Below are 25420 nucleotides of genomic sequence, written 5' to 3'. Positions count from 1 at the left end.
GTATTGTTAGCAAAAAAGTATAAATAGATAAGGGATAATGGATTGGCCTTTATGAGTAAGAGTTTGTTTTTGGTTTTTTTGTGTTATTTAAAAATGTTAAATATGGGGTTGTGACATCAATGTCTAAAAGGAAGATATTTATAGAGGGTAAAAATGTTGACGAAAGAACTTGTTTTGGATGGCAAGATCAGGACGCAGCACTTTATGGACTGAGAGAAGGATATTTGAACGCAGCTAATGATCTAGTAAGTTTAGTTATCGAAAGGGGAAAAATAGGAGATGTGGCTATATTAGACACGTATATATTTCCGATTTTCTTCTTGTATAGACATACTATAGAATTATGTCTCAAACTCAAAGATATATATTACAGATGTTATAGACTGATACCTAAGGGTGAACATGATTTAAGTATTTTGTGGAAAGAGGTAAAAGAAAAAGTTATAGAAAAAGCAAAAGGAATTACGTCTTCTGAAAAGCTAAGAAGTGTATTTAACATGATTAACATAGAAGAGATAGAGGAAATGATTTTAGAGTTAGATGATGTTGACAAGAAAGGTGATGTGTTTAGATATCTTATTGATAAAAATGACAATCTTTATTTTACATCTCAGGAATTTATTGATTATATTAATTTAAAGGAAAATATAAACTATTTATATGAAACTCTTGATTATATTTACAATGTTATTGAAAAATGCTTAGACAAATATAGCATTAGGAATTTGATAAGTAATGATGAGTCTGACAAGGAGCATATTGAATCTTCAAGAGGAAAGGGCGAAGAAATAAAATAAAAAATTATGCAGAAGAAATTGTTTACTGGTATTTTAGATTTAATGGGTTTTTTCATCATTAATAATTTTGTTTTGAATAGATCTACAAATATGATATTTTAAAATAAATTTGATTACGGCATATTTACAATTGTTGAGTGATAAAATAAAATCGTGTTATTCCAAGATTAGTTGATAAGTATACTAAATTTGTTAAAAATAGATATTTTTGAAAAGCCAAATTATACAAAAGTAAATTATGCATTTCAAATAATATTATTCAAAGAAAGAGCAGATATGCGTTTTTTCTCTTGGTGTTAGTCCAAAGTTACTTAGATTTATTTGCAAAAATTTTATAAGGACTTGCTTTTAAAAGTGATGTTCCACTAGAAAAAATCACAGAAGGCTATATTCATACATACAAAAATTGCTTTGTATCTTTTTTGCTGGTGAAGATATATAATTTGAAAATTAGATAATTTTATTTTAAAACAAATATCAATAAGGGTATTTACATTAACGAGAATTCGTTTAAAATGTGGAGGGATGCGTTATATATTTAAACGAAAATGAAATTGAAAAGCTCGAAAAGAAATTTTATGAAGATGATTTCAATGAATGTCTTGAGCAACTCATAAAAATGGATATGATAGAAAAAGACTTTGTAAAAGATATTGCAGAAATAGTTTTGACAGAAGGATATGATTCATTGTCAGAAAATCAAAGGAGAGCTTTTATATTTTGTGCTATTAAACCAAATTCCAAAAAAGAATGTGATAGATGTGGTATTGAAATTCCATGGTCAGAGATGATAGAAGCTGTAGAGACGGGTTTATGTGGATATATTGTTTGTATAAGCTTCAGCATGACAAGTAATAAGGTGGGTAAAAGGAAGTATTACTGGAGTAAGAGTTATTTCTACTTCAAAAACCATTGAACACAACACCACATACCTTGCAAGTTTACTTCAAATCCTTGAGAAAAACCACATCAACTCCTTGGCGTATATGTCGATTTTGATGATGAGGAGATAAAGAGCACTTGGGAGGAAAATAAAAGTGGATGAGATTGTTAAAGAAATATCTGCCAAAGAATTTTATGAGATTTTTAAAAGGTTTAAGTATTTCAATAATATTTTTATAGGCTTAGAAGTTAAGAATAAAAACTTTGGATTGGGGAAAATACAATCATTTAAAAAAAATGCGGGCGATTTCTTAGTAACTGTAAAGTTTTTGAACGGTGAGTTTTTCAATTTCAGCATGAAAAGTTTTGAGATATATTTTCAATCGGTTAGGTTTCCCACTAAGAAATTAAATGTAATAAATAAGTGGATGCAGAAAAAGGTTTCAATCGTTTTTTCAAAGAAGTTATTTATTTCGAAAAGATTTAAGAGAAGATATTTTTATCAGAAGAAAAAAGGATACAAACCAGCATATTTTATGTTTAAAACTTTTATTGAGCAGCTTAGACAGAAATACAAAAGTTTCGGAATTTACCATTATACAGATTTTACTAACTTAGAATCTATTTTTAAAGAGGGTTTCTTGTATAGCAGAGTGGATTGTATAAAAAAAGGATTACAATTTACAGATGGAGCAGATCATAATGTATTAAGTATTGCACCTTATGATGTAAAAAACAAGGTCAGATTTTATTTTAGACCCAATACACCGACTCTTTTTGAAAATGAGGGAATAAAACTTCCAGCTTACATTGGGAAAGCTCATATGCCTATTCCTGTGTGTTTGTTATTTGATGATGAATTGATTTTACTTGACACCACAGAATTTTCAAATGGTAATGCAACAAGTGTTAAGTATACCCAAATTGGTTGTACATATGCTTTTTTTAAATCAATGGAATGGGATTTAATATTTCATGAAGGATATATTGAACCTTTTGAGAGGAATAAAATAGTCAACAGAAGAAATTCTGAATTGTTAAGTACTACACCTGTATCTTTGAAATATTTGAAGAAAGTGATTTTTCGAACTAAAGCAGATTTTAAAAGAGCAAGTAATTTGTTTGGTATGAATAAAAAGTTTTGTGTAGACATAAATTATTTTTCAGACAAAAGCAGGAATTATTACTCAGAAGAAAAGATGGTGAATTTTATTGTGGATTACGAAGTTGATGTTTATTTTAATAAACAAAGGAGAATTAGTTCAATAAAATTGGAACTATATTCCTGGAGGCGTCATGAAGATTATAAAATTGAGGTAAGGTTTCTCGATAAGAGGGGAAATATTCTCCCTTTTGGCAATTTTAGAATTGAAAAATCATTAAATATTTCAACTACCGATGGAATGTTTTTATATGTGGATCTTTACAACGTAAAAGGAGATTTTTCTTGTGCAGAAAAATTAGAGGTATTGATGAACAACGTCGTTTGTGTGGAAGAATTTTTAGATAGATTTAAAGTAAAAGATATAAAAATTAATTTTAATTCATGCGTGAATGGTATTCAGATTCTGTTCGAGGTAATGATTGTAGATATAAGTCTTTTGTTTAGTAAACACAGTGCTTGGCTGTACACGTCAAATGATGAAAGAAAATATCCTGATTTAGAGGAACGAAAAATTATTTCTTTTGAAAAAATATTATTGAAGCAAGAATATTATAATATTCAAAAAGAAGATGTTGAAGTAATAATCTATATGGTAGATAATAAAATTGTGAAAAGTATAATTGTTAGCAAAGGGGAATAATACAATGAGTTTGAAATCAATAGAGAGAATTGAAAATATTATATTATTTCCTGGTACTGTTTTCAACGCAAATGCTGATGCAATAGTAAATACAGTCAATTGCATGGGTGTTATGGGAGCAGGTATAGCCTTAGAATTCAAATTAAGATATCCAGAGATGTACGAAGATTACGTTGTTAGGTGCAAAAATAATAGGGTCAAAATTGGCGAACCATATTTGTATATTGCAAAAGATGGAACTAAAATTGTTAATTTTCCGACAAAATATCATTGGAGATATCCTTCAAAAATTGAGTGGATTAAGATGGGACTTGAGTATTTTGTTCAGCATTACGAAGAGTGGAAGATAAAATCTATAGCATTTCCCAAACTGGGAACAAATGCAGGGAGGTTGCCTTGGTCGCAAGTCAAAGCAGTTATGGTTGAATACCTCAAAAAGGTGGATATTCCTGTTTATATTTGTCTTGACGAATTGGAAGAAGCTGAAGGTATTGAGAGAGAGATGTTAAGAATATTAAATGAAGAAGGCGATAGGTTTTTAGCTGAAATAAAATTGAGGCGCGACCTTCGAGATGCTATTTTAAAACAGATGCCAATAAAAAGGTTAAAGTTTTTGCAAAGTGAAAAGAAAATAAGTAATAAAACGTATGAAAAATTATTTATTGAGCTCTATAACAGAGTAAAAAAATCACAGTCTAATCACTATGAGAATTTATCATTTTTTGATAGATAGGTAGATAGGCGTAAAATACTTAGTTGTAAGTTAGAAGACACTTTTATAAAGACAATTAATTTTATTTGCTCTTTGTTATCAAGATTTGTTGCTTTTTTATATAAAAAATAGGGAGATTTCAGCACTTATCAACAAAAATAAAAAATTAAATCTTTTTTCTTGATATTCGAATATAAGTTCTGATATAATATATGCTGAAGATAGAGGGTGTTAAAAAAAATGAAACTTGAAGAAATAATTGATAAAGCAAAAAGTGTAATTCCCGAACCAAAGAGTTTAAGAGCCCAACTATTTGAGGACTGTAGAAAAAAGTTTGAAGAGAAAAAAGATTTTGAGTATTTATTGCGCTTTATTGATGAACGCGGACTTGAAATGTTTAGGAAGTATGAACAGAAGGCTTTTTTATTAGCTTTGCAATTGTTCTTTGAAAATAAGTTTAAAAATAAACAAAAAACAGAAAAAGTATTGGAAAAGTGGAAAAATATTATTCAAACAAAAGGAACAACCGAATTTATTAGATTACTGTCTAAAGAACTTAATGAAGCAATTGAAATTATAAGATTATTAGAAAAAAGTATTGGACAGATGAGAAAAGCAAGAGCTGGTGTGCAGTTTCAGGAAAGTATTAAATTTTTGCTTAGTTTGTATGGGATCAAATCGGAAATTCCAACAAATAATGAAGATAAACAAAGACTTGGTTATATTGATATTGTTGTTCCTTCTGTGGCTGAAGCTTTTACAAAACCTGACAAATGTTTTTTTATAACTTGTAAAAGAACTTTACGAGAACGTTGGCGTCAAGAAGTACCACAAGCAACAGTTAATCAAAGATTTTATTTTGTTACATTGGATTTAGACGTTCCACTTAATAAAATATGTGAATTTCAAGAAAAGAAATTAATTATTTATCTTCCAACAGAAAGTTATAATAAAATAGTTGAGGAAAGCAAAGATAGTAAAAAACCTATCAATGTGAGTTATATAAGACCCTTAGGTGAATTAGTAACTGATTTAAAAAATTAAGCAAGGTGAAATAAAATGGAAAATTTGAAATTTGATTTATTTTTAAGTAATGTAGATATCGATTTTAAAGATTACAAGATAAAAGAGTCCGTTCATGGTATTCATTCTTATCCAGCAATGATGCCAGCTCCATTAGCAGAATTTTTGATTCAAAGCTTTACAAAGAAAAATGATATAGTTCTTGATCCTTTTTGTGGGTCTGGAACTGTACTTTATGAAGCTTTAAAAAATGGGCGAAATGCTATTGGCGTTGATATAAATCCTTTGGCGATATTAATTAGCAATGTTAAGATTAACATAGGGAAAATTGAATTATCTAAATTAGAAAAATTCTTTATAGAAATCTTTAAAGCTTACCAGCAACTTGAAGGTAAAGAGTTTGAGCTACCTAAATTTAAAAATATTGATTTTTGGTTTAAAAAAGAAGTTCAAATAAACTTACAAAGATTAAAAACAGCTATTGAAGTAGTAGATCAAGATATATATAAACTTTTCTTTAAACTTGTATTCGCTAAAACAGTAAGAAATGTAAGTAATACTCGTAATTCAGAATTTAAATTATACAGACTCGAAGAAGAAAAATTGAAACAACATAATCCTGATGTTTGGAAAACTTTTGAACGAGACTTTAAAGTAACAGAGGAAAAACTTTTGTACAGAGAAATTACTAATAATTCTAATTATGTAAAAATATTTCACAAAAATATTTTAGATTTGGATGAAGTAGAAAATGAAACAGTCGACTTAATATTGACCTCTCCGCCTTATGGAGATGCTAGGACAACAGTTGCTTATGGTCAATTTTCAAGACTCTCTTTGCAGTGGCTTAATTTATGGGAGTATGATGTTGATAAAGAAAGTTTAGGTGGAAAGAAAAAAATTGGAGAATTTGATCCGATTTTATTCCAATTACCTGTTTTAAATTCTGTTTTCAATAAAATTTTACAATTGGATAGTAAAAGAGCCGAAGAAGTTCTAAGATTTTTTCATGATTATTTTTATTCAATCAAGAAGTTAACTAAGTTAGTTAGAAAAAAAGGATATGCAGTTTATGTAGTTGCGAATAGAAAAGTTCGAGGTATAGAAATTCCTACAGATGAAATTACTAAAGAAATGTTTGAATTTTTTGGATTTGTTTGGGTTGATACATTAGAACGTAATATTATTAACAAACGAATGCCCTTAAAAAATAGTCCATCTAATATTCAAGGGCAAAAAGACAATACTATGCTAAAAGAAAAAGTAGTTATACTTAGAAAAATATAGCTTATTATTGGGGTTACAAAATGTACATATAAATTATATTTAAAGATATTTAAAGAATATCCAAATTAGACCAGGAGGTATTTTATTGAAACTAATATATTCCATTGGCTGTTCATCAACAAGATTAATATAATTTTATTAAAGCAACGGATAGAAAAACTATCAAATTGATTAAATATAAAAAATGGAATAGTTTAGATGTTATTTTCAAGGGTATAATAGATATGTATAGAATTTTTATATTGTACTAAGCATAGTTTTTAAAATTATTAGCAAGCCTGAAAATATTTAACAATAAATTTTCGATTATATTAGTAGGCGACTATTGACTAATGCTTTCCGTTATGCATATAATTAAATAGCAATAAGTTTTTCAAACTGGCGTGGAAGCAAAGCAGGTGATTATAATGAAAAATTATGTTAGCATTGAATATATCAAAAATAAAATGGAAATTTTATTTGAAAGTCCAGATAAAAAATATTTAAAATTGGTTTCTTTTTTGGCTTTATATCTCAAGTCACTTTTATTTATTTTTGAAAATCCGGAAATTGACATTAAAGAAAAAGAGATTTTTGATGAATGGTTTGAAGAAAAAGGGAAGCAATATTTAAATGATTTAATTGAAGTTGTTCAGAGATATGGAAAGCATGTAGAAAATTTTGATGCTGTTATTGATTATTACATGTTCTATTTAGAAGATGCGATGGAAAATAACGATTCATATGAAATAATTGATTGGTTATATGAAATTTTTAAGAGTGTGAAAAATAGGCTATTGGAAAGAATTAATGTGGGTAAAGGCTTAGATTTGAATGAGGTTACAAAGTTTGAATTTACTTTTCAAGAAAAGTTGGATAATATAAATGAAAATGTATTTGAAACCTGCGAAATAAACGCAGGTTTTTATTTATATTAAAGTTTTCAAAAAATAATAAGACCAGATAAATTTGACGAAGCCGTGATGAATTATTTAGCTTTATTGTATTCTGAGTTACATAAGGTAGAAGTAAAATCTGTAATAGGCTGTGTTACAATGGAAACTAAAGAGAGGTTAGAAAAACAATTAGAATTAATTACTAATGGAGAGAAATTTTATTATTGTTTTGGGAGAGAAGAATTAAGAGAAATAAGAGATGCTAATTTTTGGAATAATATTGCATAGAAAACAGCGAATGGTAAAATCAGGCAAATACTACCTAACATTGTATCCTAATCCCATACTCCTTAATCTCTTTTACAAAAGGATTTTCATCGGTAAAATCTTCAGGTCTAAAAGGATGGGGTTCAATCCTAAGGTCGATGTCTCTTCTAAGTCGCATTAATAATAATCTATCTTCAATGCAGTTACCTTTGAACTGGTCAGAAATTACTGCAATATCAATGTCGCTATCATTATGATAATTTCCTTTTGCATATGAACCAAATAGATATACATCAATAACATTTATTTCTTTTTTGAACTTAGCGATATAATTTTTAATTGCATTTTCTACTCTTGGCTCAAACTTTTTAGTCATACCAAGATGTTTACCAGTGTTTTTAAAAATATATTTTATCACAAATCTAAAGTGCAAAAAAAGCACTCATTAAACTTTTCCCTTCCCACAACCGATAATATAAAAAGAAAGACTAAAAAGAGAGGGAAAGATAATGGTTGTTGATGGCATTGGAGTCAAAACCATTGATATATCAAATGTAGTGCTAAGAGTTCAAGACAACCGAACAAGACCCGAAAATATTGATGTTAGCTTGCAGGAAGAAAAGGGTATAAATAAAGAAGAAGTTAATGATAAGCTTGCAGACAAGAACAGCAGAAAAGAGCTTGATGAAGATACACTTATTAAAATGATAAACCAGGCAAATAAAGCGTTTGAGGCGAAGTACACAAGGCTTGAATTTTCAATACACAAGGAGACACATGAAATTGTTGTAAAAGTATATGACAAAGAGACAAATGAACTAATTAGAGAAATACCCCCAGAGAAGATTTTAGATATAATTGCAAAACTTTGGGAGCTTGCGGGCATTTTTGTTGATGAGAGAAGATAGGTGGTGATAAAAAATGAATGTTAACTCAACTAATTCGACAAGCTATACAAATCCTTATGACATGTATAAATACTACACAAGAGTAGGTGGGCTTGCAAGCGGGCTTGACACAGACTCTATCATCCAGGGTTTGATGAGTGTTGAGAAGACAAAGTATAATAAACTCTATCAGCAAAAACAGCTTTTAGAGTGGCAAAGACAGGATTATATGGATATGGCAAGTGCTATATCAAGTTTTAAAGACTATCTATTTAATCTCAAGCTTTCAAGTAATTTCGTAAAGTTTAAAACAAGTGGAGAAGCTGTTGACGCTGGTTATGTTTCTGTTACAGGTACAGCTAATGCTCTTGAAGGAAATTATCAAATAAAAGTAGAACAGCTTGCAACCCAGGCGAATGCTGTAGTGAATGATCTTACGGTAATTACTAAAGATGCTCAGAATAATGTGAAACTTCAAGTTGAATTGACAGTTGGCAGTTCGACTGTCACAAAAACAATAGAGCTTGCATGGAATCCAGGAGATTCTACTTCAACTTTTGGTGCTAATTTGGCAAAAACAATAAATTCAGTATTCAGCAGTGATGGTGGCTTGAAAGCCTATTACGACTCAACCTTAAATAAACTAATAATAGCTTCTCAAAAAACAGGGAGCAATGTGAGTTTTACTGTGAAAGATGTAAACAACAATTATGCTCAAATAACAAGTGGAACAGGCACAGATGCAAGAGTTTATATCAAAGATAGTTTCAATAATGAATCATTTGTTCAATCATCAACAAATACAGTGAATGTATATGGTATGAGTATCACATTGAATAAAACAACATTGGATGCCCAAGGCAGCGCACAGTATAAATCTTTTTCAATTTCAAAAGATATCGATGCGATTGTAAACAATATCAAGGACTTTATTAACAAATATAATGAACTTGTTAGCAAGATATACAACAAAATTACAGAGAAGCGAAACAGAGACTATTTGCCACTGACAGAAGAACAGAAAGCCCAGATGAAGGACACAGACATTCAAAAGTGGGAGGATGCAGCTAAAAAAGGGCTTTTATATGGTGATTCTATACTTTCAAGTTTTTTGGACAATATGCGAAACTACTTATACAAACAAGTTTCAGGCCTTCCTTCTAACTTAGATACGATATCTGAAGCAGGAATAGAAACATACAGCTATTTTGAAAGCAAAGAAGGAAAAATTTATATCAAAGATGAAGCTAAGCTCAGAGATGCGATAGCAAATAATTTTGATGCATTTGTGAAGCTGTTTACAAGCAGTGGTGACGACACAAAATCTATTGATGATGATGGGATTCTCCAGCGATTTTACAGCCTTGCAAATGATACCCTAAAGAAGATATATGACAAATCTGGCAAACCATATTTTACAAGCACATATGACCCGAACAGCTTTATAGGAAAGCAGCTAAGAAGCATTATTGACCAAATGAATGCTGAGCAAGAGAGACTGCAAAAGGTGGAAGATAGATATTACAGGCAGTTTACTCAGCTTGAGCAGTTAATTGCCCAAATGAATACTCAAAGCTCGTGGTTATCTCAACAGTTTAGTGGTAGATAGCATACTTATAGAAATTTAGTAGTATAGAAATTTAGTAGTTCAGAATAACAAATTAAAATTTAAAGAATAACAAAAACATGAGGAGGCAAAATTTATGGACGCAGCAGCAAGATATCAAGAAGAAGTTATAATGACAAAGCCGCCTGAAGAACTTACTTTGATGCTTTATGATGGATGCATAAGATTTATAAAACTTGCAATGCAGGCAATTGATGAGAAAAAGTTTGACAAAGCAAATGAGAATATTATCAAGGCAGAGAATATCATCACAGAACTCATGTCAACCCTTGATATGCAATATGAGATATCAAAAAATTTGATGAGCCTATATGATTTTATTTACAGATGGCTCATTCAGGCAAATTTGAAAAAGGAAAAAAAGTATCTTGAAGAGGTACTTGAAATTGTGCAAGATTTACGAAACACATGGGCAGAGGCAATAAAGATTGCAAGACAGCAGAAGAATAAATAAAAAAGGACTGGGGTTTATGTATAATAAGCTTGTAAGTCTTCTTGAGGAAAAGGAAAAGCTTTTGGATAGGTTTTTGACGCTCACAAGTTTGCAGCAGGAGTATATTTTAAATGACAACTTTGATGAGATTTCTAAGGTTGTTGATGAAAAAGGGGATTTGATTGAGAGAATAAATAGAATAGACAGTGAGTTTTTAGAGGAGTTTGAAAGCATCAAAAGACAAAAAGGAATAAAAAGTTTTGATGAGATAACAGATATTGATAAAGAGACAGGCATTTTGCTCAAAAACCTTACATCATCTATTTTGCAAAAACTTCAAGTGATAAAAGACATAGACGAAAAGAATAATATTTTGATTCGAGCAAAATTTGATGAGATAAAAAAGACTTTAAAAAGCATGAGGTACAAAAAAGAGGCTTTGAAAGACTATTCCCAGTACAAACAAACCCAGTTTCCATCCGGCTTTGACAGGAAAGAATAGGGGCTTAAAAAGCCCCTTCTTTGTTGGTCTTTTGCCTAAACTCATTTTCTATCTTTTCAAAAAGCCAAGTAGGCTCTTGTACCTCAGGGCAAGTTTCATACAGAACAAGTGGGTCTAAGTCAAGGCAGGTTGTCTCATCGTAATTTCCACTTACATCCCATGCAAGTGTTCCATTTAAAACAGTGCATCTTTCCATAAAGAATATTTTATCTTTAAGTCTTTGAAACTCACCCTTTTCAAGAAGACTTGATGCATCAAAGAGTTTTATGCTGCCGTCATCAAAGTAAATATAAACTTTATAGTCTTCTGTAGGTATAACCTGTACAACCTCAGGATAGTATTCCATCATATATTAATCACCTCAAAAATTTTAAACTAAAGGATTAATTCTCATCAGTGATTTGTGATCTTTTGCAAGTTCCCAGTTTTGCATAAGTTCATCTTTATGAATTTCTGCCCAAGCCAACACAAGTTTTAATTGTCTTTTAGGCAAAAAACCTTTTATAACCCTTGTATTTAATATATCAATTTCTGCTTCAAATCCGGCGAAGGTTGCATGAAAGTGAGGAGGATTATGGTCGTCATAATACATTGTAATCCTTATGCCGTAGAAGAGGCAAATTTCTAGCATATTTATCTTTCACCTCAGTGCAAACGAAGGTTTATTTCTTAAAAATTATACTCTAAATTTCATTAAAATCACATTTAAAAATCTTGACAGAAATTAACTTTCAATTTCAATCTTCCTCACAAAATACAAATTCCCCAGCGCAAAGAAAGCTGCAAGTAAGAACACATATTCATACCCAAACTTATTCCACAAAAAACCAGAAAGCATGGGGAGGCTCATAGAAACAGCGTGATCCATACTTGTACCTGTTGAAAGAGTAGGAGTTAGGTCATCAGGATGTTTTATAATCTTCTTTATGTATGTTGACCTTGCCATTGATGTTGCAAACATCAAGTTGTCAATGATGTAACAACCATATGCAACCGAAAGTGCAACCCATTTTATTTTTATGTTCTCAGTTGCTGCATATCCAAGGCATATAAAAAAGATTACTAACGCATCAAATGTAAGTATGGTCTTTTCGCCAAGTCTGTCAATGAGCCTTCCGATTATGTTTCTAAAACCAATTCCTAAAAACGAACAAATGATTCCTACAAGTGCAAAATTTTCAACAGGCTGTTTGAAAATCTTAATCAAGACCCAGGGTGCAAAGGTGATAAATATTTGCTTTCTTGCTCCAAAGAAGATTGAAAGTACATAATAAAGCCAGTAATCTTTTTTGATGACAAACTTGAATCCTTTGTGCTGAGGTTTTCTTGGGAGTTTAACAGGCAGTAAAAATAATGCTGCAAATAGATACATCAGAGCAGCAATAACATATGCTGTCTTGAAAGAAAAATTCAGAAATTTAAATCCTACCATAACTATAAAATAACCTATTATAGATGCAGCTGTTGCTACAGAACTGATAAGACCCAAAGTTTTTCCGTATTCCTCTTCTTTAGAAAGCTCCATTCCAATACTTGAGCTCAAGACCATGTTCAGGTGTGTTCCGGTATTGTAAATAGCAGTCCATACAATCAATAGCAGAAAAGTTGGGGCAAAAAATCCAAGACCAAGCAAGGCAAATGAACACAAAGATGTCGCAATTATACTTACCCTCAAATCACCGAGGAAATATAAAAAGCCTATTAAGAATATAATCAAAAAACCAGGAGTTTCACGGGGAAACTCCAAAATTCCTCTTGCCATGGGAGATATCTTGTATGTTGCAGCGATGTAGTTGTTAAATATTGTATCGTTTATTCCACCGCCAATTCCCATAAAAGCGTTGGCAAAAATAAATAAAAAAATACTTGAAAAAATAACTTTAATGTTCTGCTTTGAGTTATTGTTCAGCACAATTTTTCATTCCTTTCTGTAAAATTTAAGAAACGCTTATTTATACAAGCTCAATATGAAATATAGGTGTATAGACTCTTTTTCTATCTATCTCCTCACTCAAAAAAAGAATGACCTTTTCCACAGGAATTTCATCAAAAGAAAAGTTTTCAACATAATTTTGAAAATTCTCAAAAGGTTCATTTAACACAACATCCTGAGCAATTGTTATATGGGGTGTGTACGCTCTTTTTTCTCTTTCAAATCCAACATATGCCATTGCATCCTCAACAAGCGAAAAAAGGTTATTGAGTTTTTCAAGATTGCCATCTGGTTTTAGATACACAACTCTCAAATTTCCATGCCCTTTAAAATATCCACAGGATGAGATTTTCAATGAAAAACGGGAAAAATCTTTTAGATTTTTTTCAAGCGCCTGTCTGATTTTTTCTACCTTTTCATATTCAATATCACCTAAGAACTTGAGGGTTAAATGAAAGTTATCAATGTACTTCCATCTGCCTTTTTTGCTGATTGACTTTAAAAAACTTTGTACTTCAACAATCTGCTCTTTTAAGCTTTTTGGGAAGTCAATACCAATGAATGTTCGCATTCTATCTTCATTCCTTTCAATACAGAATTTTTAGAAAAATCTTTGAATGGTACACATTAATTTGATAGAATAAATATAAACAGCTCATATCTTAAATTTTATCAGGGGGAAGTGCATTATGGAAGTACTTTATAACGTAAAACTTTTATATCCAACAGACATCCCTGTGTCACCAGGTGTAATAAACGTTGAAATTTACAAACCCCAACAAGGCAAACTTCCAATATATATTAAAAGTCTTGATGAAAACGACCCCAAAAGATTTATACAAAATATTGCTTCAATCATACAAGAAGAGCTTTTAAACAGAATAAATATTGATATTGTTACCCAAACCCAGCTTTATGTGATTGACGAGAATTCAAAGTATAAAATCATTTTTAACAATAGCTTGAAAGACTTTACCATAGAAAAGGAGTAGAAAATGGAAAATGCGAGACTTTGGAAATGTAAAAAAGATTGTTGTAAAGGTTGGGACAAGTACTGTAACATATCCAACCGGCAAACTAAATCTTTCGCGTTTAGAAAAACTTGCAAGAGTTCTTTCTGACATAAAAAATGAAGGAAGAGACGTTGTGCTTGTAACATCTGGTGCTGTTGCATCAGGTTTGGGCAGGCTTGGGCTTACCAAAAATCACAAAACCACTCAAGAAAAACAAGCACTTGCGGCAATTGGCCAGGGAATTTTAATGCAGATTTATGAAAAGCTTTTTGGTGAATACGGAGTTGTGGTTGCCCAGGTGCTTCTTACAAAGGATGTTGTTGATGAAGAGAAAAAGATGCTAAATGTTAAGAACACATTTGAGTACCTGTTCAAATATGGTGCAATTCCAATTGTGAACGAAAACGACGTTGTTGCAATTGAAGAGCTTGAGTTTGGCGACAACGATACTTTGTCTGCTTATGTTGCCACAATAATTGGTGCTGACCTTTTGATTATCCTTTCTGACATAGATGGGCTTTATTCCTGTGACCCGAGAATTGACAAGAGAGCAGAGCTTATAAAAGAGGTTTTTGAGATTGACTCATATATAGAAAGCATTGCGGGCGGTGCAGGCACTCTCAACTCAACAGGCGGTATGCAGACCAAAATTGAAGCTGCTAAGATTGCAATGCAACATGGGATTCCTATGGTTATTGCAAATGGCGAAAATCCATCAATTGTAAAAGAGATATTAGAGGGCAAAGAGATAGGGACGTTATTTGTTAATAAAAACACCGTTTCAAGATAAGTGCAAAGGGGGCAGAATAAAGATGAATGATTTGATTGAAAAAGCAAAAAAAGTGAAAGAAGCGTCAAAAAAGCTCATGAACCTTTCTGAAAATGAAAAGAACAGGGCACTTTCATGCATATCTCAAAAGATATTAGAAAAGATGGACTTTATTTTGCAGGAAAACCAAAAAGACATGGAAAATGCTGTCTCTAAAGGTATCAAAGGAGCACTTTTAGACAGGTTAAAGCTAACAGAGGACAGAATAAAGCAAATCTGCAAGGGGATTGAGGATGTTATAAAACTTCCTGACCCAGTTGGCGAAGTTATTTCTATGTGGAAGCGTCCCAACGGGCTTGTAATTGGTCAAAAGAGAGTACCGATTGGTGCAATTGGAATAATCTATGAGGCAAGACCAAATGTTACTGTGGATGCAGCCGTTTTGTGTTTAAAAGCAGGGAACAGTGTTCTTTTGCGAGGAGGATCTGAAGCCATAAACTCAAATGTTGCACTTGTAAAGGTAATGAAAGAGGGTTTGCTTGAGGCTGGAATTGAGGAAGGTAGCATAGAGATTGTGGAGGACACATCGCGAGAGACTGCGATTGCCATGATGAAATTAAATGAGTATTTGGACCTTTTAATTCCCCGCGGTGGTGCAAACCTTATAAAAACTGTTGTACAGAATGCAACAGTTCCTGTGATAGAAACTGGTGTTGGAAACTGTCACGTTTTTGTTGATGAAAGCGCTGATTTTGAGATGGCAAAAGCGATTGTTATAAACGCGAAAACACAGCGGCCCGGTGTTTGCAATGCAGCTGAAAAGCTTTTAGTTCACAAAAATATAGCAGAGAGCTTTTTGCCAATGATTGTAAAAGAACTGATGGCAAAGGGTGTTGAAATAAGAGGTTGCAGTAAGACAGTTGAGATTTGCAAGAAAAATGGTATTGAGGTAAAAGAGGCAACTGAAGATGACTGGTACACAGAGTATTTGGATTTGATAATAGGTGTGAAGGTTGTTGATAGCATTGATGCGGCAATAGAACACATAAATAAGTACGGTTCAAAACACTCAGAGGCAATTGTTACAAGAGATTATTTCAATGCACAAAAGTTTTTGGACTATGTAGATGCTGCGGCCGTGTATGTGAACGCATCAACAAGGTTCACAGATGGCTTCGAATTTGGTTTTGGTGCAGAGATTGGGATCTCAACTCAAAAACTTCATGCAAGAGGCCCTATGGGCTTAAAAGAGCTCACAACTATAAAATACATTATCTATGGAAGCGGGCAGGTAAGAGAATAGAAGAAATTGGAGTTGATTTGTTGTGAGTGATATCAAACTGGAAAATTACCAAGATATTATTAATAAAGTGGTTGAAGAGTTAAAAGGATTATATGGTGATAAACTAAGGAAAATAGTCCTCTATGGTTCATATGCTAAAGGAACTCAAAATGAAGAATCTGATATTGATATAGCGGTATTAGTTGATGAGGACGAGCAAGTGTTAAAAGACTATGAAAATAAGTTGGATGAAATAATAAGTGAAATTGGATATAGAAGCTTTAAATTAATTTCTATAGTAGACATCAGTTATCAGAGATATATGCAATATAAAGAAATCTTACCTTACTATAAAAATATAGAGAACGAAGGGATTGTATTGTATGAATGAGCATATTCAATAAGGGGCTGTTTTCATGAAATATGAAGACAGCCCGCTTTTGTTTTGTGGTATAATTAAAACTTGAGAACTTAAATTTCATATAAGAAGGGGTTTTGAAAGTTGAACCAAAAGACACTCAAAGCGTTGGAGTATGACAAGATAGTTGAGATTTTAAAAAACATGGCAAAGTCAACTCCAGCAAAGGAATATTTTGAAAACCTTATTCCATCAACCAATGTTGCAGATATAGAAAATGAACTTAATAAGGTCGATGAAAGCTACAGGTACGTTCTAAAGTATGGAAATCTACCAACTTTGGAGTTTGAAAATATACTGCCAAGCCTTAAGAAATCAAAGCTTGGGGCAACTTTAAATCCACATGAGATTTTGCAAATTGGAAAAGTGTTGAAACTTTCTTATGAGATGCGAACTTATCTTTCTTTCACACAAGACTTTAGTTTTCTTGAAAGTATGAAAAAAAGACTTGTAAATTTAAAAGAAGTAATCTCAAGAATTGACCAGACATTTTTAACACCAGATGAAATCTTAGATACAGCATCGTCAAAGCTCAAGGAGATAAGAGATAAAATCAGAAAGCTTGAAAATAAAATAAGAGACGAGTTAAATAGCATGATTCGCGACCCAAAAATCCAAAGGTTTTTACAAGAACCAATTATAACAATCAGAGGTGAAAAGCTCTTACTTCCTGTCAAGGCAGAGTTTAGAAATGAAGTAAAAGGAATTGTCCATGACCAGTCAGCAACAGGTGCAACTTTATTTGTTGAGCCTTTTGTTTGTGTTGAGATATCAAATCAAATCAAAATTTTAAAAAATCAAGAAAAAGAGGAAATAGAGAGAATTTTGCAAGAGATATCCTCTTTGATAGCAAGCTATTGTGAGGTAATTGAAACATCTTTTTATGCACTTGTTGAGCTTGACATAGTATTTACGAAAGCTATTTGGGCAAAAGAAATGAACGCAAGCAAACCAATTATTAACGCAAGTGGCATTATAAATCTCAAAAAAGCTCGGCATCCATTAATACAAAAAGACAAGGTTGTTCCTATTGATATTCATTTAGGCAAAGACTTCGACGTTCTTATAATAACAGGTCCAAACACAGGTGGAAAGACTGTAACACTAAAGACGGTTGGACTTTTTTGTCTTCTTTGCCAGAGCGGAATATTCATTCCAGCAGATGAGGGTTCTGAGCTTTGCATATTTCAAAAGATTTTTGCTGATATTGGAGATGATCAAAGTATAGTCCAGAGTCTTTCCACATTTTCAGCACATATGAAAAACATCATTGAAATAACAAAAAATGCAGATGATAAAACTCTTGTGCTATTAGATGAGATTGGAGCAGGTACAGACCCTGAAGAAGGTGCAGCTTTGGCGAAGGCAATCTTGAAATATCTTTCTGAGAAGGGCAGCAAGGTGATAGCTACAACACACTATGGTGAGCTAAAAATATTTGCTCAGCAAGAAGATCGGTTTGAAAACGCTTCTTGTGAGTTTGATGTAAAAACCCTAAAGCCTACGTACAGGCTTTTGATAGGAATTCCAGGAAGGAGCAATGCACTTGTAATTTCATCCAATCTTGGGCTTGACAAAGGTATTGTTGAGATGGCAAGAGGGTATCTGTCTCAAAAGACAATTGATCTTGACAGAATAATAAACGAAATGGAACAAAAGAGAAAAGAAGCTGAAGAAAACCTTGAACTTGCTCAAAAATTGAAGCATGAAGCACAAGCTTTAAAAGCGGCGTATGAAGAGGAGAAGAAAAGGTTTGAGACTGAAAGAGAGAGAATTCGCAAAAAGGCCATAAATGAGGCAAAAGAGATTGTTGAAAGCTCACAGTATGAAATAGAAAATCTTTTTAAAGACCTTCGAAAACTTGCTGAAAACTTAAAGGAAAAAGAAGTTTTAAAGGAGTTAGAAGAGAAAAAAAGAGAATATGAAAGGCTGATTCAAAGTATTTCACAGCAGGTAAAACAAGAAGCTGAGTCCAAAACCAAAAAAACAATACAGAATCTTCGCTTAGGTCAAAAGGTATATGTCAGAAGCTTTGATGCTGAGGGGTTTGTCGAAAGCCTGCCAGACTCAAAGGGAAATCTTACTGTCCAGATAGGTATTATGAAGATAAATGTCAATCTTTCTGATATTGAAGAGGTGGAAGGACAAGATAGCAAAATATATCAAATAGCATCTAGAAATGTAATAATCAAAGAAAAGAACATTGACATGTCCATTGATGTAAGGGGCAAAACAAGCGATGATGCTATTTTAGAGGTTGACAAGTACTTAGATGACGCATACACAGCGGGACTAAAACAGGTTACAATAATCCATGGGAAAGGCACGGGGGTTTTGCGCCAGGCGATAAGGAATTTTTTGAGACGGCATCCGCATGTAAAATCATTCAGAGATGGAACATATGGTGAAGGTGAACAGGGTGTTACGGTGGTTGAGCTGAAAGACTAATGATTTTCTTGATATTGACTTGGCAGATAAATTCAATTAAACTTATATTTAAGCTTCTATTTTTTTAACTTAAAAAAGAAGGGGACGAAATTGTGATGGAACAGCATCAAACGCTGAAACTTCAAAACAAAGTGGTAAAAGAAGCAGTTGAATGGATTTTATGGATTGGCGGTGCAGTGCTTATTGCTCTTATCCTACGCACTTATGTCTTTTCACTTGTGATTGTCCCGACCGGCTCAATGCTCAATACAATTCAGCTAAACGATAGGCTCTTTGTATATAAGCTTGGTTATGTTCTTCATATAGAAGATGTAAAAAGAGGGGACATTGTAGTTTTCAAGTATCCAGATGATAGAAAAACTTTATATGTCAAAAGAGTTATAGGTCTTCCTGGCGACACAATCGAGATAAAAGATGGTGTTTTGTACATCAACGGTAGAGTCTATGAAGAAAATTATCTGAAAGAACCCATGGTAGGAAGCTTTGGACCTTACAAAGTTCCGCCCGGACACTATTTCATGATGGGTGATAACAGGAACGACTCTCACGACAGCCGGTTCTGGGAACACAAGTATGTTCCAAGAGACGATATTTTAGGCAAGGTAGTCTTCAGGGTATGGCCGCTCAGCCGCGCAGGAATAGTGAAATAGATGAAGGCAAAAACTGCTGATAGTAATAAAAGTTTATCTTTATGATAGATTCGTTGTTTTAAAAAAATTTGAGTGATTCGGAGGGTTGATTGTAAGTTATGAATGATGTTTTCCATGAACAGTTGATTGTGAGAAAAAAGACATCAAGCGAAAAGGCAAAACAAGTGCTGATTATTATCGGCGGAGTGTTGGTTGGACTTATAACATTCTTTATACCAATCATAAACACCTTAGGTCCTGTTCTTTTAGTTTTGGCTATATGGGGGGCGATTTATCTTTCGAGGAACTACAATGTTGAATATGAATATGCAGTAACAAACCACTATCTTGACATAGACAAGATAGTTGCCCAAAGAAAACGAAGCAGAGTTGTCTCTTTGGACATCCGAAAGATTGACTATTTTATTTCTTCAAAAGATACAAGCATGTTCAACGCTCAAAAGAATGACAAAAGTATTGTCCAGTCATTTGACTGCACGTCAAACAGTGGCGAGGAGAATGTATATGCTATTGTTGCCAATGTAGAAGGCAAAAAAACAAGAATCTTGTTTGAGCCAAACGAAGAGATAATTCAGGCAATAAATAAATTCTTCCAGAAAAAGCCTTACCAGATTTATAGATAAAAATTTTTCCAAAGGAGATTGAGATTAAAATGGCGTTCGAGGACAAAATAATCAAAGAAGCATTAACATTTGATGATGTCTTACTTGTACCTCAATACAGCGAGGTTTTGCCAAAGGATGTGGATGTGTCAACTTATCTTACAAAGACGATAAAACTCAACATTCCTCTTATGTCAGCTGGTATGGACACTGTAACAGAGTCGCGCATGGCAATTGCCATTGCCCGTGAGGGTGGAATTGGTGTTATCCACAAGAACATGACAGTTGAAGAGCAGGCAAGCGAGGTAGACAAGGTAAAAAGATCTGAGCATGGTGTAATAGTTGACCCGTTTTATTTGTCCCCAGACAACAAGATATATGAAGCAATGGAGCTAATGGCAAAGTATCGCATTTCAGGTGTTCCAATAACAGTAAATGGCAAGCTTGTTGGTATTATCACAAACAGGGATATTCGATTTGAGACAGATTATTCAAAGCCAATCAAAGAAGTTATGACGTCAAGTAACCTTATCACTGCAAAGGAAGGCATCACTTTAGAAGAAGCAAAGGAGATCATGAAAAAACACAAAATAGAAAAGCTTCCTATTGTTGATGATGAAGGAAATCTAAAAGGTCTTATCACCATAAAAGACATTGAAAAGGCAGTAAAGTATCCAAATGCAGCAAAGGACAGCAAAGGAAGGTTACTTTGTGCTGCTGCGGTAGGTGTGTCAAAAGACACAGATGATCGTGTTGACGCTCTTGTTAAAGCCCAGGTTGATGTGATTGTTGTTGACACAGCTCACGGGCATTCAAAGGGTGTAATTGAAACGGTAAAGAGAATAAAATCAAGGTATCCACACATTCAGGTTGTTGCGGGCAATATTGCAACTGCTGAGGCTGCCCGTGATTTGATTGAGGCTGGAGCAGACTGTGTGAAGGTTGGAATTGGTCCTGGGTCTATCTGTACAACGAGAGTTGTTGCAGGTATTGGTGTGCCGCAGATAACTGCTATAATGGATGTTGCTGAGGTTGCAAAAGAATATGGTATTCCTGTCATTGCTGATGGTGGAATCAGGTATTCTGGGGATATAACAAAAGCGCTGGCAGCTGGTGCTGATGTTGTCATGATAGGAAGTCTTTTTGCAGGATGTGAAGAAAGCCCTGGAGAGTGTGAGATTTACCAGGGACGAAGGTTTAAGGTTTACAGAGGTATGGGTTCGCTTTCTGCAATGAAAGCCGGGAGTAAAGATAGATATTTCCAGGAAGATGCTTCAAAGCTTGTTCCTGAAGGGGTTGAGGGTAGAGTTCCATATAAAGGTCCGCTTGAAGACACTGTTTTCCAGCTCATTGGCGGTTTAAAGTCAGGTATGGGTTATTGCGGAGCAAGAACCATAAAAGAGCTTCAGCAAAAGGCAAAGTTTGTTAAGATTACCCAGGCTGGTGTCAGAGAAAGCCATCCACATGACATCTATATTACAAAAGAAGCACCAAACTATTCGGTTCATGTTGAGTAGTCAGAAGTTTTGAATAGGGGAGGAAAGCTGTTTTGGAATTTGTTGAAAAGTCATTTGAAAATGGTTTGGAGCTTGTTAAGATATATTCAAAGACAAAAAATTCATATTTTACAGTTGCACCCGAGCGGGGTGCAATTGTTATTTTACTCAATCTTTCAGGCAAAGAGATTCTTTATTTGAATGAGGCGACACTTTTTGACAGAACAAAAAACATAAGAGGCGGAATACCAGTTTTGTTCCCGATATGTGGAAGAGTTGTGGACGGCAAGATTTTTTTCAAAGGTCAAGAGTTTGAAATGAAAAATCATGGATTTGCAAGAGACAGCAATTTTAATATAGCAGGGTACGTTGATATGCCAGACAAAAATGGTATAATTTTGAGGCTTTCAAGTAACGAATTTACAAAAAGGTTTTATCCATATGACTTTGAGCTTCTGATGCAATATACGCTAAATGATGAAATGTTTGAAGTGAAGATGATTGTGAAAAATGAGGACAGCGATATAATGCCTTTTTATGCAGGATTTCACCCTTATTTTTTATGCAATAAAGAGGAGTTTACTCTCAAGCTTGAATGTGAAAAGTGCTTTGACGATGTTGAAAAAAGGTTTATTGATCTTCAGGATTTCAAAGAGATTGATTTTTCAAAACCTGAGGTCAACCTTGACTTTTTAGATGTAGGAAGTAGCGAAGTTGAAATTACTCTTGACAGGGATAAAAAAATAGTGCTTTTGAAAGATGAAAATTTCAAAAACATAGTAGTTTGGTCTTTAAAAGATTTTGATTTTGTATGTGTGGAGCCCTGGATGGGTGAACATGAAGGATATATCAACAATAAGTTTTATTACTTAGAGCCAGGGGCAATCTTTGAAGGATGGTTTGCAATTAAACTTGCAAGCAAAGTAAAATAAAAGAGGCAGGGATTAAAACATTGGTGGATAAAAAAATTGCATATGAAAAACTTGAAAGACTAAAAGAAATTATAAAAGACTATGAAAGCGTGCTTGTTGCGTTTTCGGGGGGAGTTGACTCTACATTTTTGTTAAAGGTTTCGTTTGATGTGCTGGGGGAAAAAGCCATCGCCGTGTTTTCAAGTTCAGTTTTGAGCCCGCAAAGGGAAAAGGAAGATGCAGCAAAGCTTGCAAAAGACATTGGGGCAAGGCTGATTGTTATAGAGAGAGACGTTTTTTCAAATGAGGATTTTATGAAAAATGATAGACTTAGATGCTATTATTGCAAGAAAGATTTGATAAAGAGATTAAAAGTATTAAAAGAGGAGTTAAATCTAAACGAGATAGTTGAAGGTTCAAACATAGATGACCTTCAGGATTTTAGACCCGGCAGAAAAGCTCTTGAGGAAGAAGGTATCAAAAGCCCACTGGTTGAAACAGGACTTACAAAAGAGGAGATAAGGTATTTGTCGAAAGAATTTGGGATTTCCACATATCAAAAACATTCTTCTGCATGTTTGGTTACAAGAATTCCATATGGTGATGAAATTACATTGGAAAAACTTCAAATGATAGAAAAGGCAGAGGATTTTTTGGTTCAAAAAGGATTTTCACAGGTGAGAGTAAGACATCACGGAGCTATTGCGCGAATTGAGGTTGCAAAAGAGGAGCTTTCAAAATTTTTCAACCTTAAACTGATTGATGAAGTTTCAAACGTTTTGAAAGCCTTGGGATTTAAGTATGTAACGCTTGACCTTTCCGGCTACAGAATAGGAAGCATGAACTGATTTAACACGAAAGGAAGAAGGTATGATATGGATGTAAGAAAAATACTTGAAGATGTCAGAGACGGCAAAATTTCGGTTGACGAGGCACTGAAGGTTTTTGCCAAGATGCCGTTTGAAGACATTGACTTTGCAAAGATTGACCATCACCGCAAGCTCAGACAGGGCATGTCTGAGGTCATCTTTTGTGAAGGGAAGACAAAAGAGCAGGTTTTAAAGATTTTTGAGAGGATGATTGAAAGAGGAGAAGTAAACATTATTGGTACAAGGGCAAGCAGAGAGCAGTATGAATACTTGAGAGAACATCTAAAAGATGATGTGATATATTATGAAACAGGTAGAATTATCTGTGCAAAGAGGGTTGAAATTATCAAAAATCCAAAAGGACACGTTGCTGTTGTGTCTGCTGGAACTGCTGATTTAAAAGTAGCAGAGGAAGCAGCTATAGTTTTGGAGATTTTGGGGAACAATGTAAAGAGGATGTACGATGTTGGTGTTGCAGGAATCCACAGGCTGTTTGCACACCTTGATGATATTCAATCAGCAAATGCAGTTGTTGCAGTTGCTGGTATGGAAGGTGCACTTGCATCAGTTGTTGCTGGGCTTGTTTCAAAACCTGTTATTGCTGTTCCAACATCTGTTGGTTATGGCGCAAATTTTAAGGGGCTTTCAGCTCTTCTTACCATGCTAAACTCGTGTGCAAACGGTGTTTGTGTGGTCAACATTGACAATGGATTTGGTGCAGCTATTGTTGCACATATGATAAATTCGCTTGCAAATCAGAACTTGTAAAGAAGGAAGAAAAGAGGAGGAAAATTTTTATGATTCTCTATTTTGATGCAATCTCAGGTCTTGCAGGTGATATGCTTGTTGCATCACTGATTGACTGTGGAGTTGATTTTGAGTATATAAAATCAGCTATTTCCCTTTTAAAGCTTGATGTAGAACTTTCGGTTGAGGAGAAGTTTGTAAATGGTATTAAGGCAAAAAGGTTTATAGTAAATACTCAATCACATGAACATGACCATCACAGCGATAGCACCCATCATCACAGAACTTTTAAAGACATAAAAAAGATGCTGATAGAAAGCTCTTTGCCAGAGGCTGTAAAAGAGATGTCGATAAAAATATTTGAAAAGATAGCTTTGGCAGAGGCTAAGGTGCACGGCAAAAACCCAGAAGAAATTTCTTTCCACGAGGTTGGAGCAGATGATTCAATAGTGGATATTGTTGCATTTTCTCTTTGTATAGACAATTTAAAGCCTGAAAAAATAGTATTTTCGCCTCTTTGTGACGGCAGAGGTTTTACAAAATCGATGCACGGGATTATTCCCGTGCCAGCGCCAGCTGTTTTGGAAATAGCAAGGCAAAATGGTATTCCACTTTCCACAAAGGATATTGAATCTGAACTTATAACCCCAACAGGCATTGGTATTGCAGCGGCAGTTGCAAGCTCGTTTTCCCAAATGCCAAATATGACCATCGAAAAGATTGGGTATGGTGCAGGGACAAAAGAACTTCCTATTCCCAATGTTGTGAGAGCTATAGTTGGAAAAAAAAAACTGAATTTTGATGGTGATTATTTTGAGATATTTGCAAACGTTGATGATATGACAGGCGAAGAGCTTTCGCTTGCGTTTGAAAAAATAATGCAAAGCGGTGCTTTGGATGTCTATTTTACTCCAATTTTCATGAAAAAAGGTAGGCCAGCTTACAAGATTGGGGTCATAACAAAAGCTCAAAACTTTGAGGATGTAGCCTCTGCAATATTTCGCTGGACATCTACAATTGGTATAAGATTTGTAAAAATGCAGAGAATAGAGATGGAAAGACAGGAGAAAAGAATTCAGGATAATCCCGAGCTGAGATTAAAGATAAGTTCTTATGAGGATATTAAAAGAATCAAACTTGAATTTGAAGATATTAAAAAGTTAACTGAATAATAAAAAAGGGGCA

General features: G+C 33.6%; 29 protein-coding genes. 24 read left to right on the top strand and 5 right to left on the bottom strand.

What is annotated here, in order from left to right; genetic code table 11:
• Nucleotides 1–119 precede the first annotated feature (119 nt).
• The 8 genes from ATHE_RS08320 (at nt 120) to ATHE_RS08285 (ending at nt 7669) form a co-directional block, all read left to right on the top strand.
• Entirely contained in the window at nt 120–797 is a 678-nt protein-coding gene (locus tag ATHE_RS08320) for a hypothetical protein (RefSeq protein ID WP_049760256.1), read from the top strand.
• Between the two features lie 517 nt (nt 798–1314).
• Nucleotides 1315–1713: a hypothetical protein gene (locus ATHE_RS08315; RefSeq protein WP_015908089.1), complete on the top strand. Its 399-nt coding sequence runs from the start codon at nt 1315–1317 to the stop codon at nt 1711–1713.
• A gap of 121 nt (nt 1714–1834) precedes the next feature.
• The gene (locus ATHE_RS08310; protein WP_015908088.1) at nt 1835–3484 is read left to right on the top strand and encodes a DarT ssDNA thymidine ADP-ribosyltransferase family protein; all 1650 of its coding nucleotides are present in this window, start codon (nt 1835–1837) and stop codon (nt 3482–3484) included.
• A gap of 4 nt (nt 3485–3488) precedes the next feature.
• Complete coding sequence (locus ATHE_RS14105; protein WP_015908087.1) at nt 3489–4217, top strand: macro domain-containing protein; 729 nt, start codon at nt 3489–3491, stop codon at nt 4215–4217.
• Between the two features lie 219 nt (nt 4218–4436).
• Complete coding sequence (locus tag ATHE_RS08300) at nt 4437–5240, top strand: type II restriction endonuclease (RefSeq protein WP_015908086.1); 804 nt, start codon at nt 4437–4439, stop codon at nt 5238–5240.
• Between the two features lie 15 nt (nt 5241–5255).
• Nucleotides 5256–6506, top strand: coding sequence for a DNA methyltransferase (locus ATHE_RS08295; protein ID WP_015908085.1), 1251 nt, complete (start codon nt 5256–5258; stop codon nt 6504–6506).
• 407 nt (nt 6507–6913) lie between these two features.
• Nucleotides 6914–7423 (top strand): hypothetical protein, encoded by a 510-nt coding sequence (locus ATHE_RS08290; RefSeq protein WP_015908084.1) that lies wholly within the window; start codon nt 6914–6916, stop codon nt 7421–7423.
• Nucleotides 7424–7468: 45 nt separating this feature from the next.
• The gene (locus tag ATHE_RS08285; protein WP_015908083.1) at nt 7469–7669 is read left to right on the top strand and encodes a hypothetical protein; all 201 of its coding nucleotides are present in this window, start codon (nt 7469–7471) and stop codon (nt 7667–7669) included.
• Between the two features lie 34 nt (nt 7670–7703).
• Here the strand turns inward: ATHE_RS08285 and ATHE_RS08280 are convergent, their stop codons facing one another.
• Entirely contained in the window at nt 7704–8024 is a 321-nt protein-coding gene (locus ATHE_RS08280) for a nucleotidyltransferase domain-containing protein (RefSeq protein ID WP_041727390.1), read from the bottom strand.
• Nucleotides 8025–8157: 133 nt separating this feature from the next.
• Between ATHE_RS08280 and ATHE_RS08275 the strand changes: the two genes are divergently transcribed.
• The 4 genes from ATHE_RS08275 (at nt 8158) to ATHE_RS08260 (ending at nt 11097) form a co-directional block, all read left to right on the top strand.
• Nucleotides 8158–8556: a flagellar protein FlaG gene (locus ATHE_RS08275; protein WP_015908081.1), complete on the top strand. Its 399-nt coding sequence runs from the start codon at nt 8158–8160 to the stop codon at nt 8554–8556.
• 13 nt (nt 8557–8569) lie between these two features.
• A complete protein-coding gene (fliD, locus tag ATHE_RS08270) occupies nt 8570–10144 on the top strand; it encodes a flagellar filament capping protein FliD (RefSeq protein WP_015908080.1) in 1575 nt (524 codons plus the stop codon).
• Between the two features lie 94 nt (nt 10145–10238).
• The gene (gene fliS / locus ATHE_RS08265) at nt 10239–10616 is read left to right on the top strand and encodes a flagellar export chaperone FliS (protein WP_015908079.1); all 378 of its coding nucleotides are present in this window, start codon (nt 10239–10241) and stop codon (nt 10614–10616) included.
• A 16-nt stretch (nt 10617–10632) separates the two neighbouring features.
• On the top strand, nt 10633–11097 hold the full coding sequence (locus ATHE_RS08260) for a flagellar protein FlgN (protein ID WP_041727389.1): 465 nt from the start codon (nt 10633–10635) through the stop codon (nt 11095–11097).
• Between the two features lie 4 nt (nt 11098–11101).
• Here the strand turns inward: ATHE_RS08260 and ATHE_RS08255 are convergent, their stop codons facing one another.
• The 4 genes from ATHE_RS08255 to thpR all read right to left on the bottom strand — a co-directional run bounded on the left by ATHE_RS08255 (nt 11102) and on the right by thpR (nt 13601).
• Nucleotides 11102–11443, bottom strand: a complete 342-nt coding sequence (locus tag ATHE_RS08255) for a DUF2442 domain-containing protein (RefSeq protein ID WP_041727158.1) — start codon at nt 11441–11443, stop codon at nt 11102–11104.
• A gap of 24 nt (nt 11444–11467) precedes the next feature.
• Nucleotides 11468–11728 (bottom strand): DUF4160 domain-containing protein, encoded by a 261-nt coding sequence (locus ATHE_RS08250; RefSeq protein ID WP_015908076.1) that lies wholly within the window; start codon nt 11726–11728, stop codon nt 11468–11470.
• Nucleotides 11729–11821: 93 nt separating this feature from the next.
• On the bottom strand, nt 11822–13009 hold the full coding sequence (locus ATHE_RS08245; RefSeq protein WP_015908075.1) for an MFS transporter: 1188 nt from the start codon (nt 13007–13009) through the stop codon (nt 11822–11824).
• 40 nt (nt 13010–13049) lie between these two features.
• Nucleotides 13050–13601, bottom strand: a complete 552-nt coding sequence (thpR, locus tag ATHE_RS08240; RefSeq protein WP_015908074.1) for an RNA 2',3'-cyclic phosphodiesterase — start codon at nt 13599–13601, stop codon at nt 13050–13052.
• A gap of 118 nt (nt 13602–13719) precedes the next feature.
• On the opposite strand from thpR, the gene ATHE_RS08235 reads away from it, so the two are divergent.
• The 12 genes from ATHE_RS08235 to larC all read left to right on the top strand — a co-directional run bounded on the left by ATHE_RS08235 (nt 13720) and on the right by larC (nt 25407).
• Nucleotides 13720–14022: a hypothetical protein gene (locus tag ATHE_RS08235; RefSeq protein WP_015908073.1), complete on the top strand. Its 303-nt coding sequence runs from the start codon at nt 13720–13722 to the stop codon at nt 14020–14022.
• 10 nt (nt 14023–14032) lie between these two features.
• Entirely contained in the window at nt 14033–14833 is an 801-nt protein-coding gene (proB, locus tag ATHE_RS08230; RefSeq protein WP_015908072.1) for a glutamate 5-kinase, read from the top strand.
• Nucleotides 14834–14855: 22 nt separating this feature from the next.
• On the top strand, nt 14856–16115 hold the full coding sequence (locus ATHE_RS08225) for a glutamate-5-semialdehyde dehydrogenase (protein WP_015908071.1): 1260 nt from the start codon (nt 14856–14858) through the stop codon (nt 16113–16115).
• 22 nt (nt 16116–16137) lie between these two features.
• Nucleotides 16138–16485: a nucleotidyltransferase family protein gene (locus ATHE_RS08220; RefSeq protein ID WP_015908070.1), complete on the top strand. Its 348-nt coding sequence runs from the start codon at nt 16138–16140 to the stop codon at nt 16483–16485.
• Nucleotides 16486–16596: 111 nt separating this feature from the next.
• Nucleotides 16597–18960, top strand: coding sequence for an endonuclease MutS2 (locus tag ATHE_RS08215; protein WP_015908069.1), 2364 nt, complete (start codon nt 16597–16599; stop codon nt 18958–18960).
• 92 nt (nt 18961–19052) lie between these two features.
• Nucleotides 19053–19610, top strand: coding sequence for a signal peptidase I (gene lepB, locus ATHE_RS08210; protein WP_015908068.1), 558 nt, complete (start codon nt 19053–19055; stop codon nt 19608–19610).
• A 98-nt stretch (nt 19611–19708) separates the two neighbouring features.
• A complete protein-coding gene (locus ATHE_RS08205) occupies nt 19709–20233 on the top strand; it encodes a DUF6106 family protein (RefSeq protein WP_015908067.1) in 525 nt (174 codons plus the stop codon).
• A gap of 29 nt (nt 20234–20262) precedes the next feature.
• Nucleotides 20263–21729 carry an IMP dehydrogenase gene (guaB, locus tag ATHE_RS08200; protein ID WP_015908066.1) on the top strand — a complete coding sequence of 489 codons (1467 nt, stop codon included), beginning with the start codon at nt 20263–20265 and terminating at the stop codon, nt 21727–21729.
• Nucleotides 21730–21761: 32 nt separating this feature from the next.
• Nucleotides 21762–22640, top strand: coding sequence for an aldose epimerase family protein (locus tag ATHE_RS08195; protein WP_015908065.1), 879 nt, complete (start codon nt 21762–21764; stop codon nt 22638–22640).
• Nucleotides 22641–22660: 20 nt separating this feature from the next.
• Nucleotides 22661–23467 (top strand): ATP-dependent sacrificial sulfur transferase LarE, encoded by an 807-nt coding sequence (gene larE, locus ATHE_RS08190; RefSeq protein ID WP_041727156.1) that lies wholly within the window; start codon nt 22661–22663, stop codon nt 23465–23467.
• Nucleotides 23468–23494: 27 nt separating this feature from the next.
• Nucleotides 23495–24256 (top strand): nickel pincer cofactor biosynthesis protein LarB, encoded by a 762-nt coding sequence (gene larB, locus ATHE_RS08185; protein WP_015908063.1) that lies wholly within the window; start codon nt 23495–23497, stop codon nt 24254–24256.
• 29 nt (nt 24257–24285) lie between these two features.
• The gene (gene larC, locus ATHE_RS08180; protein ID WP_015908062.1) at nt 24286–25407 is read left to right on the top strand and encodes a nickel pincer cofactor biosynthesis protein LarC; all 1122 of its coding nucleotides are present in this window, start codon (nt 24286–24288) and stop codon (nt 25405–25407) included.
• Nucleotides 25408–25420 lie beyond the last annotated feature (13 nt).

The organism is Caldicellulosiruptor bescii DSM 6725 (genome assembly GCF_000022325.1).
Taxonomy (GTDB): Bacteria; Bacillota; Thermoanaerobacteria; order Caldicellulosiruptorales; family Caldicellulosiruptoraceae; genus Caldicellulosiruptor; species Caldicellulosiruptor bescii.
This window is presented reverse-complemented; position numbering and strand designations above follow the sequence as displayed.